Origin of the sequence: Fundicoccus ignavus (assembly GCF_009659375.1) — a bacterium.
Taxonomy (GTDB): domain Bacteria; phylum Bacillota; class Bacilli; order Lactobacillales; family Aerococcaceae; genus Fundicoccus; species Fundicoccus ignavus.
This window is the reverse complement of the sequence record NZ_WJQT01000007.1, coordinates 38,106-51,892: the sequence shown is the minus strand read 5'-3', so window position 1 is coordinate 51,892 and position 13,787 is coordinate 38,106. Positions and strand designations below refer to the sequence as shown.

Here is a 13,787-nt window from a genome sequence, read left to right as displayed (position 1 = left end):
TTAAGATGTTGGGATGTGGTTGATTTGAATAGAAAACAAGAGATTTTTGAAGGTGAATTACTGCAGTCGTTACAATATGGTTTTATTCATAATTTGAATTATCGTACCGGTGGACATGGGCCAGAAATTGTGATGAATAAACCGGATGAGGGACAGTTTGTATTAACTCAAATTCAAAACGAATTAAGCAAGTGTCAATTTTTTTCGATCAGTGTGGCGTTTGTGACACAAGCAGGTATCGCCATGCTTAAAGCACAATTGGCGGATTTTTTAGATAAAGGTGGTAAAGGGCGAATTCTGATTTCGCCTTATCTGGGGTTTAATGATCCTTTAGCTATGAAAGAATTATTGAAATTAAGCAATGTCGAAGTCAGATTAGCTAATCCAGAGTTAAACATGCATTCGAAAGTGTATCTGTTTGAACACGAGTATGAACAAGTTGTAATTGTTGGCAGTTCAAACTTAACACATGGTGCAATGAAACAAAATTATGAGTGGAATATCAAGCTGACTTCAACAGATAATGGTGATTTTATTGCTAAAACAAAATTGGAATATGATAGTCTATGGGAACGATCAGAATTATTGACTCCTGATCTAATTGAACACTATGCAAAAGAAAGAAAACCATTGATTACGACTAGAATTATTGATCAGATTAAAGTAGATGATGGTTTATATGGTAGTGATGTACGGCCGAACTCAATGCAACAAGAAGCCTTGCAAGGTCTTAAAAATATGCGTACACAAGGTGCGAAAAAAGCATTGATTATTAGTGCGACTGGAACAGGGAAAACATACCTATCAGCTTTCGACGTACGAGAATTTCAACCTAACAAGTTTTTATTCGTAGTCCATCGTGAACAGATATTAAGAAAAGCTCAAGCAGATTATAAACGAGTGATAGGGTTTGAAGAGAAGGATACTTGTATTTATAAAAGTGGGATGGATATTACCGATAAAAAGTATATTTTTACAACAATTCAAACGTTATCACAAGATGATAATTTGCAGAGGATGGATAAGCACTTATTTGATTATATTTTGATTGACGAGGTACATAAAGCGCAAGCTAGTACGTATTTAAAAGTAATAGAGCACTTTGATCCGGAGTTTTTAGTGGGGATGACCGCCACTCCAGAAAGAACGGACGGTAAGAATATTTACGAATTATTCGATTACAATGTAGCTTATGAAATTCGGCTACAAGCAGCATTAGAAGAAGACATGTTGTGTCCTTTTCTATATTTTGGCGTAAGTGAACTGCGCTATAATGGTCATTTAATTAATGAGCAAACGAATATTAATCGTTTGGCTTCTGAAGAACGTGTTAAACATATCATGGATAAAACAGAGTTCTATGGTATTAGTGGGGATAAGGTAAAAGGGCTGATGTTCTGTTCTTCAAAAATTGAAGCACATGAATTATCGATGAAGTTCAATCAGAAGGGGCTTCGAACAACCGCTTTAACTGGAGAGCACACGCAAGAAGATAGAGAACATGCAGTCTCACAGTTAGAAAATGGCAATTTAGACTATATTCTGACGGTCGATATTTTTAACGAAGGGATTGATATCCCAGCAGTAAACCAAGTTGTTTTATTACGCGATACGCAATCTAGCATTATATTCATTCAACAACTTGGGCGTGGTTTGAGAAAGCATGAATCGAAAGAATTTGTTACAATTGTAGATTTTATTGGTAATTACCGGAACAACTACTTAATTCCAATGGCTTTGTACGGTGATCATTCGATGAATAAAGATAATTTACGTCGAAACACTTCCAAACAACATCAGTTAAAGGGCATGACGACCGTGAACTTTGAAGAAGTAGCTCAGAAAGAAGTGTTCAAATCAATCAGAGCAACGAATTTATCAGTATTGACGAATCTTAGAGAGAATTATTTAACGGTAAAGAACAGAATTGGTAGAATTCCAATGTTATTTGATTTCATTGAGCAAGATAACATGGAGCCTAGTATATTTTTCAAAAATAGTGCATTTAAACATTATGGAGATGTGATTCGCAAGTTTGAGTCAGAAGATGCTTTATCGATGTTTACTGAATATGGAGAAAAAATCTTACAATTTTTAACGCTAGAGTTGATGAATGGTAAAAGACCGCATGAACTTGTTTTAATAAGAGAATTAATTAAGCATGGATCGGCTATGAGCTTGGAAGAGATTAAGGGGAAATTTAAGGATGAAAACATTATATTTTCGGATAAAGAAATAGAATCATGCTTAAACGTATTAGCGTTAAGTTTTTACAAACAAGCCGCACGCCAAAAATATGGCGAAACCTTTATCGAGATTGATAGCAAGTTGGTTGATTTTAATCGCTTATTTAAAGACTTGCTGAAGAATGAACAATTTTATGCCTTAGTACAGGATGTATTAAGAGTGGGCTTGTATAACAGTAAAGTGTATCCGACGGGTTATACACCTTCACCGTTGATGCTTGGTGCAAAATATACCAGAAAAGATGTTTGTCGACTTTTACTCTGGGATCAAGATGATAGTTCTACGATTTATGGATATCAAGTGAAGCATCAAACTTGTCCGATTTTTGTTAACTATCATAAGAGTGAGCACATTAGTGAGACTACACAGTACGGCGATACGTTTATTAATGAGAGAATCTTCCATTGGTATACCAGAAGTAATTTACGTTTAGACTCTAAAGAAGTAGTCAGCATCATTGAAAGTCAGAATAAAGGCATCGATGTGCATTTATTTATACAGAAAGATGAGCTTGAAAAGGGAGAGTTTTACTATTTAGGCAAATTAAAGCCAATTAAAGGTAGCGAAAAGCAGACGACAATGGCTAAGAAAGAAGAAACGGTGCCGGTAGTGACAATCGACTTTGAACTAGAATACCCTGTTTCGTTTGAGCTGTATAATTATTTGGTGAATAGGTAGGGCTTGTATGTCTAGCTTAATATAAATAAAGTATATCATTTCGTAATTAACTTTTTACCAAAATTCTTCGTGAATTCGAAATTTGAGAAGTGTGCAGATTCTACAGGCGGAGGATTCTTACAAGGAGTGCAAATTAGTTTCTTCCCAGTAATCTTAATGCCAGTTCTAGGAGATTTAGGATTTACCTACGCAACATTCTCAGACTCTGAATTCGGAGTTTCAAGTATCATCCTTGGATCTTTAGCTAATTGTGGTGGGATTAATTACATAACAGTATGAATATTTGCTGTTTTAGCTGTTATGTTAGTATTGACATTCGTACAAAAAGATAAGAAACAATTAAATTAATATAATTAATTTTCACTTTAAATTGTTAAGCTGAAGCCTTGATATCTTCATTAGAGGATAGCAAGGTTTTTTATAATCCACGAAATTGTAACCGCAACCAAAAAACGTGCTATACTACACTTATTGTTTTAAAAGGAGGCGCATATGAAAGAGAATCATTTTCAACAACGCTTAAGAAAAGAAATCCTTATGTACTCGGGTGCATTAATTGCCATTATAACCTTTGTGTTGGTTGCGATTTTTATCGTGTTTAATCGAGTATCCATTGACATGCAGCTAGACACAACAGAAGCGACAACGCGCTCATTAGTCACGTCAAGTTTGCAACAGTATGAGAGTCAGTTGATGGAGAACAGAGATAGTATTTATTCGGCATATCTAGAGCAGAAGATTAATGAGAGTTCGATTTATGGGAACTACTATTCATTTAATTCGCAACAAACGCTTAAAGGTGATTTGATTCTGTTGGATTCTTCATTAGATATTGCGTTTGCGACTAACAATAAATTTGATGAAGATGGTGTGTTCAAGAATTATATTCAAATTCTAGTTGATAACCTATCTGATGAAACCGAAATTCTTCAACGTTTATATATGGATCGCAACCGGAATCATAATCTTATTTTGATGACGCCATTAGATGATAATGAGGGCTTCGCTGCTTATGTGATTGATGGGAAAGAAGTTCGCTCTCAACTAAATAAAATTCAAGCGCAATTTATTATTTCGGACAGATATGATAATGTCTTTTCTTCAAGTTCGAGTCAATTTATCAAGGGAAGTTTAGAGAAAGTCGATCGTCAGCTGTTTGATAAGAAGTTTTCGTATAAGGATGCGGTCTATTATGCTAAAAGAAGCCAATTGACACCAGACTTATACTTAACCGTCTATCAACAAAGACTAGTCAATCCATCTTATGTGACCATCAGTACGTTAGTGGTGCTGTTGTTAGCTGTTTTACTCGTGGTTTTTGCGTTCGTATTCTCTAAGCGGATTTCCTATAAAAATGCCCACTCGGTTGAACTGTTATCACAAGAAATGAAGTCATTAAAGGGTGATGCCACTAAACGTTTATCGATCCAAACGGATGATGAATTTGGAATCATTACCGATAAAATTAATCAAATGTTAGAGGAACTTTCCGACAGCAATCGACAGAATATTAACTTATTAAAGGAAAGTATGGTGGCTGAACGTAAGAAATTGGAGGCACAGTTTCATCCCCACTTCTTGTATAATACATTGGAAGTGATTCGTGCGGCGATATTATTTGATACTGCTTTAGCGAATCAATTAATTTTACGTCTGACGACGATACTTCGATACAGTATCGAGGAAAAAAATACAGAGATTACGCTGGAATCCGATATCGATTATTTAAAAGAGTATCTCGAAATTAGTAAAGCACGTTTTCAATATTTTAACTATGTAATCAAACTAGATGAAGCCTGTAAGCAATTACCGGTACCAAAATTGTTCTTACTTCCATTAATTGAAAATAGTCTCAAGTACGGCTTTAAACATCGTCAAGATTTAAGTATATCAATTGAAGGAGAACAACAATCAGACGGTAAGTATGTGTTGCGCGTGACGGATAATGGCCAAGCTTTAGAAAAAGACAAAGCAAGTCAAATTAATCATCAGCTACAACTGAATCAAAGGTTAGGCAACCATCATGGCTTAATGAACAGTAAAAGACGACTGCAATTGATGTATCCAGAATCGCGTTTCGAATTAAAAGTTGACGAATATTTTACAATCATAGAGATTGAGATAGGAGCAAAATCAGATGTATAGAGTGTTAATAGTGGAAGATGAACAGATTATTCGTAAAGGTTTAATTTATGGTTTTAACTACGAAGCCGCTGACTGTGTAGTGGTGGGTGAAGCGAGTAATGGTCAAGAAGGCATCGATAAAATCAAAGAGTTAAATCCAGACATTGTCATTACGGATATTAATATGCCTATTAAAGATGCCTTTGATTTACTAGAAGAGACACTCGATTATATGTATGCAGCGATTATTATTTCGGGTTACAGTGAATTTTCGAATGCGCAGAAAGCCATTAAGTATGGCGTCAGTGAATTTATTGTGAAACCCATCGATATGGAACAATTTAGTGAAGCACTTGAACGAGCGAAACAACAGTGCCAGATGAAGCAAACCTATCATATGGAAAAAGAGAAGAAACAGGATTTGGCGAATGTTCAACTGATCGAGAAAGAGTTCAATTCTGTCCAAAGTGACTTAATTAATCAAATGATTCAATATGTTCACGATCACTATGCTCAACGCTTTGTTTTTCAAGATGTAGCAGATGAAGTAGGCTATAGCTCTACATTATTGCATAATCAATTTAAGAAATATACTCAATTAACCTTTAATGATTATGTGAACCGCTACAGGATTCAACAAGCGATCGAATTATTAAAAACGAAAGAATTGAAACTTTATGAAATTGCGGAAGCGTGTGGCTTTAGTGATTATAAGTATTTCAACAAAGTATTTAAAAAGTATTTGAACATGAGTGCGAGTGAATTTATAGAATTACTCGATGTGTAGGATTTTACCCCAAAGTGTAGGTTTGTAGTATTTGAAAGCGATACCACTTCAGCTATGATGAGGTAAAGAAAAGGAGTGGTTAAAATGGGTAAAATTAATAAATTATTGTTATTAGCAGGGATGTCCTTATTAACATTGACAGCATGTGGCCAAGCAGAAAAGACTGAAACGACTGAAGGTGCAAGTGAAGGTTCAGATACATTAGTTGTTTATTCTCCTAACTCAGAAGGTTTAATTAATGCGACAATTCCAGCATTTGAAGAAAAATATGGTGTAAAAGTAGAACTAATTCAAGCGGGAACAGGTGAATTATTCACGAAACTAGAAAGTGAGAAAAATGCACCGGTTGCTGATGTTATTTTTGGTGGCGCTTACTCACAATATGCTCAAAGTACAGAATTATTTGAAGAATACGTACCGGAAGAAAACGATCAATTAGTAGAAGCTTATCAGAACACAACCGGATTCTATACGCCTTATACCATTGATGGTAGCGTGATTGTTGTGAACCCAGATTTAGTCGGAGATATTTCAATTGAAGGCTATGCAGATTTATTAAATGAAGAATTAAAAGGTAAGATTGCGACAGCAGATCCAGCAAACTCATCAAGTGCTTTTGCGCAATTAACAAACATGTTAGCAGCCAAAGGTGGCTATGAAAGTGACGAAGCATGGGAGTATGTACATGAATTATTCACATTAGTAGACGGTAAAATTAGTTCAAGTTCAAGTAATGTGTATAAAACTGTAGCGGATGGCGAAATGGCTGTCGGTTTAACTTATGAAGACCCAGCAGTTAAATTATTAAATGATGGCGCAAATATTGAAATCATTTATCCAAAAGAAGGAACTGTATTCCTACCTGCAAGTGTTGCGGTAATTAAAGGTGCGGAAAATATGGATAACGCGAAATTGTTTGTTGATTTTGTCATTTCAGAAGAGATTCAAAATGTTCTAGGAACAACTACAACAAACCGCCCAGTGCGTAAAGATGCTGAAACCAGCGAGAACATGAAAGCATTAGCTGACATCGAGACATTAGAAGAAGACATGGAATTTGTCATCGAGAATAAAGACAGTATCGTAAAACGATTCACGGATATTTTCGTAGATATTGAATCAAATAGATAGGCGGCCTTCACCATGAGTAAAATAATTATTAAACATGCACGTAAGGAATACAATGGTGTTGCGGTTATTCCTGATTTAAACGTTACAATTCCAGAAGGGACCTTATTTACATTACTAGGTCCTTCGGGTTGTGGGAAAACAACCCTACTAAGAATGATTGCGGGTTTTAACTCAATTGAAGGCGGCGACTTTTACTTCAATGAGACACGCATCAATGATAAAGATCCAAGTAAGCGAAATATTGGGATGGTGTTTCAAAACTATGCGATTTTCCCGCATTTAACCGTCCGAGAAAACGTAGAATTTGGTTTAAAACAGCGTAAATTATCAAAAGCTGACGTTAAAAAGAATGCAGACAAATACTTAAAATTGATGCAAATTGATCAATATCAAGACCGTAAGCCGGAAAATCTAAGTGGGGGACAACAACAAAGGGTTGCCTTAGCAAGAGCTTTAGCGATTAATCCAGGCGTGCTATTGATGGATGAACCCCTAAGTAACTTGGATGCGAAATTGAGAATTGATATGCGTCAAGCAATTCGTGAAATTCAGAGAGAAGTTGGGATTACAACCGTTTATGTAACGCATGATCAAGAAGAAGCCATGGCTATTTCAGATCAAATCGCAGTCATGAAAGATGGACTGATCCAACAAATTGGTCAACCAAAAGAATTGTATCATCGTCCAAGTAATGAATTTGTTTCAACATTTATTGGACGCACCAACATTCAAGATGGTGAATTGATTCATAAAGATGGACAAGCCTACTTACAATTTGAGAATGGTTACCAATTAGCGTTTCCTGCTTTGAATCATGAGGCATCACAAAAAGTACGCATTAGTATTCGTCCGGAAGAATTCCAGAGAGTAAGAGACGACGAAGAGTGGGATTTAGAAGCGACGATTCAAGATAGTATTTATCTAGGTTTAAATACAGAGTATTACTTAGATTTAGGCTTTGGCAAACGCGTTCAATTAAGTGAAGAGTCGACATTTTATGAAAACTTAAATCCTGGCGATCAAATTAAACTGAAAATCAATGTACAGAAAATTAATGTCTTCACTGAAGATGGCGAGCGAAACTTACTGGGGGTGTCATAATGAAAAAGAAATTTTCATTAGATATCTGGAGTGGCTCTTCCTTATTTATTCTGTTAACGTACATCATTTTTCTAGTATATCCGGTTGGTAATGTATTGAGACAAGCTTTAGTCACAGAAAATGGCTTTGGCTTAGAAAATTTTACGACCTTTTTTTCAAAAAGTTATTATTCAACCACACTAATCAATAGTTTTAAAGTATCACTAACTGCCACTGCTTTTTCTTTAGTGCTAGGCGTGGCTTTAGCGTATTGTTTTGCGATGTATCAATTTAAAGGCAAGAAACTGCTTAGAATATTGATTATTATTGCATCGATGTCAGCACCTTTTATTGGTGCTTACTCTTGGATTTTATTGTTAGGAAGAAATGGTGTGATTACGCGCTTCTTCTCAAACATCTTTGGTTTTACAATGCCAGATATCTACGGTTTCACAGGTATTGTATTGGTGTTTACACTACAATTATTCCCGTTGATTTTCTTATATGTCAATGGAGCATTCAAGAGTATTGACAACTCTATTCTGGAAGCGGCAGAGAATATGGGAAGTACAGGCTTAAATCGTTTTGTTAAAGTGATTTTACCTCTATTAGTTCCAACTTTATTAGCGGGCGCTTTACTAGTTTTCATGCGTGCTTTCTCAGATTTCGGAACACCGATGTTAATTGGTGAAGGGTATCGAACATTCCCAGTTTTAATTTATTCAGAATTTATGAGTGAAGTAGGCGGGAACGCGGCCTTTGCATCAGCTTTAGCGATTATTTCCATTATCATTGCGTTAGTCATTTTCTTAGGTCAACGTTATGTTGCGAATAGTAAATCGATTACGATGAGTTCACTTCATCCTGTAGCAGCTAAAGAAATTACAGGTTTGAAGAAAGTCATTGTCTATCTCGTTTGTTATGGTGTAGTTTTCTTAGCAGTGTTGCCACAAGGCTATTTAATTTACACTTCATTCAAGAATACAAAAGGCATGGTTTTCCAACCAGGTTATTCATTGGATAGCTATCGAGAAGCATTCAGCCGCATGGGACCAGCGATCTTTAATACAATCAGAATTCCGTTGCTTGCGATGATTGTCGTAGTAATATTTGCGATTTTCATTTCATATTTAGCTGTTCGAAAACGTAATGCGGTCACATCTGTCATTGATTCATTAAGTATGATTCCTTATATTGTGCCTGGAACAGTAATGGGGATTGCTTTTCTAACGTCATTTAACACTGGAATCGGTGGTAGTGGAATATTGGCGATTACTGGTACTGCCTTAATTATGGTTGTATCAATGTCAGTTAGACGTTTACCTTATACGATTCGTTCATCTGTTGCTTCTTTGATGCAGATTCCAACTTCTATTGAAGAAGCAGCATCTAGTTTAGGAAGCGGCAAAATCAATACATTTTTCAAAATTACCGTACCGATGATGATGTCTGGAATTATTGCAGGAGCTATCCTAAGCTGGATTACGATGTTGTCAGAATTGTCTACGTCGATTTTACTTTATAATGTACGTACACGTACGATGACAGTAGCAATTTATACGGAAGTTATTCGTGGTAACTACGGGATTGCGGCAGCATTATCAACGATTTTAACGCTCTTTACAGTTATTTCCTTGTTAATCTTTATGAAAGTAACGAAGAGTGACGATATTTCGATGTAGTGTGCTCGATAGAACAACATATTTAATTAATTATTTTTTATGAGAAACAGCACAAGAGTCATAGTGACTTTTGTGCTGTTTTTGTCAGTGTACTTTTGATACCGTTCTCTACTCGAATTAATAATAAAATCTTTAATTAGACTTTTAATAACGAAAGATGATTTAGACTTAAATTTTGATGATAGAGTAAGCTTCACTCAGAAAAGTCAAACAGGTTTTAATAAAGAATTCTGACTATATATTTAGTAAGATATTTAATAAATAGTCAGTACTACCCATTATGAACTGCCCCTATCAAGTAGACAGGTAAATAAACAAAAATATTTTGTACCATGCGTGATTAATTCATGCATGGTTTTTATGCTGGAATTTTCAATCCCATTTTAAGCGTGACTCTTTCAGTATTGTAATAAGTAATGTACCATTTCCAATATGTCGACTCAGAATTTGAGTCAGCAAGGTGGAATACATAAAAATCAATATAATGATGGATTTTACAAACAAAAGGATAGTCTAGACTATGTGATTTTCAATTCAATATAACTTAGTCAACTGAGACCTTACCAAAGCCATCATAGGGAGCGAGGGTGAAAAAACACTCTTTAGTAATGCTTCATAAATCTAAGTATCTACAAATACCGTCAAATCAAAAGTGGATTTTGTAATCTTTGAGTGGGGGTATCATTGCAAGTAATCTAAATGATGAAAGTACAAGAGATTCTCCCTATATTAACATATTGTATTGCTTTTTTTAGACGGAACTTTAGGGACTCTCTTAATTATAAGAAGTCTTTGAATAAGAGAAAACGACTAGGCATCAAGAGGCATTATGGGTCGAACAATTTCACCAATAAGTATAATTAATCTACTAAAAATAAATTTAGTAAACTTTGAAGAAAGCATTTACATTTACTAAATTTTATTGTATGCTATGTTTAAATAAATATTTGGAGGTTTTTTTAATGAAAAGATGGAAACTTGGCGTAGCGTCTCTGGCATCTCTTTTGACACTTTCAACATTCGGACAGGTAATCACTAACCCAATTGAGGTTAGTGCACAGGATAAAGTTCAAATTCGATTTTCTACGTGGGATAGTCAGTCAAATTTAGATCAACAACAAGCTTTGGTAGATGCGTTTAATAGTTCTCAAGATGAGATTGAAGTGCTACTGGAAGGATTAGGCGGGGATTATGATACTAGAATTACGGCAGGTATGGGCGCAGGAGATGCACCAGATGTTATGTACATGTGGAACTACCCTCAATATTCAGGTGGCTTAGAACAATTAGATGCTTATATTGAAGCTGAGGGCGAGGCGTATAAAGACAATTTCTATGAGACTACTTGGAATTACAACTCGATTGACGATACCATCTATGGTATTCCAGTAGGCTTTACGACACATGCGCTTTATTATAACAAGGATTTATTTGATGCGGCTGGCGTTGAATATCCTACAAATGAATGGACTTGGGCAGATGTGGCTACAGCTTCAGAACAGATAGCTAACTTAGAAGGGAATGTATACGGTTATATTATGCCTGGTAAACCAGATCCATATGACTTTGAAATGTACTTATGGAGCAACGGGGCAACTTACTCTAATGAGGATGGTGAGACTGATGGCTCGGTGAATTCACCTGAAGCAGTCGAAGTTTTAGAAACTTTCCAACAAATGTTAGTGAATGGTGAGGCGACTACTTCTGAAAGCTGGGGAACAGATGAGTTTGAATCTCAAACTGCAGCAATGGTAGTATCGGGAGCATGGGATATTGGTTCATTTGCTGAAGCAGGTATTAATTACGGAGTGGCGCCTATTCCCGGTTTTAACGATAAAGAGAGTGTTTCTGTGTTAAGTTCATCTGGACTAGCCATTTCAGTAGATTCTGAACACAAAGAGGAGGCATGGGAGTTCATCAAATATTGGACAAATGAAGAGGCTAATTTATATCGTATTGAGTACGAGTTACCTGTTCTAAAAAGTGTCGTTGAATCTGAAGGACTAGAAGATGATGAAGTTAGAGGAGTCTTCTATGAAATGCTTGAGCGAAGTGAAGCTTATGGTCCAAGTTCATTTGTAATTGAGAACTGGAGTGATTTCTCAGAAAAATTAAGTTATGCTTTTGAATTAGCTTTTAATCCGACAACATTAAGTGATCCGACTGAAGCTTTAAATTCAGTTGTAGAGTAATAAGAATAGATTAAACTCTACTTTCTATTTAATAAAGTAGAGTTTAATTTTTCATTTCGAAAGGAAGGTTTAGTGATGAATAGCAGTTATGATCGTAAGAAGAAATTCGTAGAGAAAATCACCCCGTATTTATTTATCTCGCCATGGCTAGTCGGTTTTATTGCGTTTACAGCTGGTCCATTAGTTCTTTCTCTTATCATGAGTTTTCATGATTGGCCCGTCATTGGAGATGCTACGTTTGTTGGTCTAGGTAATTATATTCGAATGTTCACTGAAGATTCACAATTTTGGAGTTCATTAAAGATTACATTCAAGTTTGCTGTCTTATTTGTACCATTGAATTTATTGATTGCCTTAATATTAGCTGTGCTAATTGCAACGAATGTTAAGGGGACGAATCTATTTCGTGTTATATTCTATATTCCTTCTGTTGTGTCGGGCGTTGCTGTCGCGATTATTTGGGGATGGATTCTGGATTCGAATAATGGGATTCTGAATTTTTTATTAGGATTTGTTGGAATTGATGGGCCGCTCTGGTTAAGAGATCCAAACTGGGCGATTGTTGCAATTGTAATTGCAAGTGCTTGGGGTGTAGGTAATATGATGTTGATTTTTTATACAGATATTCGCAGTATTCCAAGTAGTTACTATGAGGCTGCGGTTATTGATGGAGCAACACCATGGCAACAATTTATCAAGATTACTGTTCCGGTTATTACCCCCACCATTTTGTTTAACTTGGTCACGTCAACAATTACGGCCTTGCAACAATTAACTTTGGTTATTTTATTAACAGGTGGGGGACCTTTGAAGTCTACATACTTCTATGGTTTGTATGTCTATGAAAATGCCTTCAAACATCATCGGTTGGGCTATGCAAGTGCTAATGCTTGGATAATGTTTATTATTATTCTCGTCTTAACAATGGTTATCTTTAGATCATCATCTGCATGGGTATTCTATGAGAATGAAGTGAAGACTAAGAAGAAACCTAAAAAAGTGAAAATAGTGAAAGGAGTTAGGGAAAATGGGTAATATTGGGCAAATACGTAGAACAAAAGTCATCATTTATATCGGTTTATTATTATTCTCAATCTATTTTATTGGGCCTTTCTTGTGGATAATTCTGACGGCTTTTAAAGACTCAACAGAGGTTAATACGTTCCCACCGAAAATCTTACCATCAGTATGGCGGTGGAGTAACTTTTCGGACGCTTGGAATTCTCAACCTTTTAATCAATACTTATGGAATTCTATCTTAGTAACTGTCCTTACTACAGTTGGCCAAGTTATTTCAAGCTCTCTCGTTGCGTATGGTTTTGCAAGGTATGATTTTAAGTTCAAAAACTTTTTGTTTATGGTATTGTTAGCATCCATGATGTTGCCTTGGGATGTAACGATGATTCCGCAATATATGTTGTTTAATGAGTTGGGCTGGATTAATACACTGTTGCCATTAATTGTCCCAGGAATGCTAGGGTCTGCTTACTATATCTTCTTATTGCGACAGTTTTTAATGAATTTCCCAGATGATATTGCTAATGCTGCCAAAATTGATGGCGCAAATGATTTTCAAATATATTCACGGGTATTTCTACCAATTATGAAAGCACCGCTGATATTAGTTGCAATCTTAAATGTGTTGACAGTTTGGAATGACTATCTTGGACCATTAATTTTCTTGCAAAATCGTTCCAAATATACGTTGGCACTAGGACTGGCTTCATTCCAAGGCGTACATGACAATAATATTATTGGGATCATGGCCATTACAATTCTAATGATGATTCCGCCAATATTATTATTCTTGTTTGCTCAAAAATACATTATTGATGGTTTAGAAGGATCGATTAAATAGTAAAGGAT

Annotated in this window: 10 protein-coding genes; all 10 read left to right on the top strand. The window is 35.7% G+C overall.

Annotation, left to right across the window (positions count from 1 at the left end; translation table 11 throughout):
* Positions 1 to 24: 24 nt before the first annotated feature.
* The 10 genes from GF867_RS06460 (at position 25) to GF867_RS06415 (ending at position 13,779) form a co-directional block, all read left to right on the top strand.
* Entirely contained in the window at positions 25 to 2,925 is a 2,901-nt protein-coding gene (locus GF867_RS06460) for a DEAD/DEAH box helicase (protein ID WP_253940767.1), read from the top strand.
* Between the two features lie 126 nt (positions 2,926 to 3,051).
* Positions 3,052 to 3,204, top strand: coding sequence for a hypothetical protein (locus GF867_RS06455; protein ID WP_153832291.1), 153 nt, complete (start codon positions 3,052 to 3,054; stop codon positions 3,202 to 3,204).
* 213 nt (positions 3,205 to 3,417) lie between these two features.
* Entirely contained in the window at positions 3,418 to 5,070 is a 1,653-nt protein-coding gene (locus GF867_RS06450) for a sensor histidine kinase (protein WP_153832290.1), read from the top strand.
* Positions 5,063 to 5,836: a response regulator transcription factor gene (locus GF867_RS06445; RefSeq protein ID WP_153832289.1), complete on the top strand. Its 774-nt coding sequence runs from the start codon at positions 5,063 to 5,065 to the stop codon at positions 5,834 to 5,836. The genes GF867_RS06450 and GF867_RS06445 overlap by 8 nt, the downstream gene beginning before the upstream one ends.
* 84 nt (positions 5,837 to 5,920) lie before the next feature.
* Positions 5,921 to 6,967, top strand: a complete 1,047-nt coding sequence (locus tag GF867_RS06440; RefSeq protein WP_153832288.1) for an ABC transporter substrate-binding protein — start codon at positions 5,921 to 5,923, stop codon at positions 6,965 to 6,967.
* A gap of 12 nt (positions 6,968 to 6,979) precedes the next feature.
* The gene (locus GF867_RS06435; protein WP_153832287.1) at positions 6,980 to 8,068 is read left to right on the top strand and encodes an ABC transporter ATP-binding protein; all 1,089 of its coding nucleotides are present in this window, start codon (positions 6,980 to 6,982) and stop codon (positions 8,066 to 8,068) included.
* Positions 8,068 to 9,729: an ABC transporter permease gene (locus tag GF867_RS06430; RefSeq protein ID WP_153832286.1), complete on the top strand. Its 1,662-nt coding sequence runs from the start codon at positions 8,068 to 8,070 to the stop codon at positions 9,727 to 9,729. The genes GF867_RS06435 and GF867_RS06430 overlap by 1 nt, the downstream gene beginning before the upstream one ends.
* Positions 9,730 to 10,691: 962 nt before the next feature.
* Complete coding sequence (locus GF867_RS06425) at positions 10,692 to 11,921, top strand: ABC transporter substrate-binding protein (RefSeq protein WP_153832285.1); 1,230 nt, start codon at positions 10,692 to 10,694, stop codon at positions 11,919 to 11,921.
* Between the two features lie 75 nt (positions 11,922 to 11,996).
* Entirely contained in the window at positions 11,997 to 12,956 is a 960-nt protein-coding gene (locus GF867_RS06420; protein ID WP_153832284.1) for a carbohydrate ABC transporter permease, read from the top strand.
* On the top strand, positions 12,949 to 13,779 hold the full coding sequence (locus tag GF867_RS06415; protein WP_153832283.1) for a carbohydrate ABC transporter permease: 831 nt from the start codon (positions 12,949 to 12,951) through the stop codon (positions 13,777 to 13,779). Before GF867_RS06420 ends, GF867_RS06415 begins: the two co-directional genes overlap by 8 nt.
* Positions 13,780 to 13,787 lie beyond the last annotated feature (8 nt).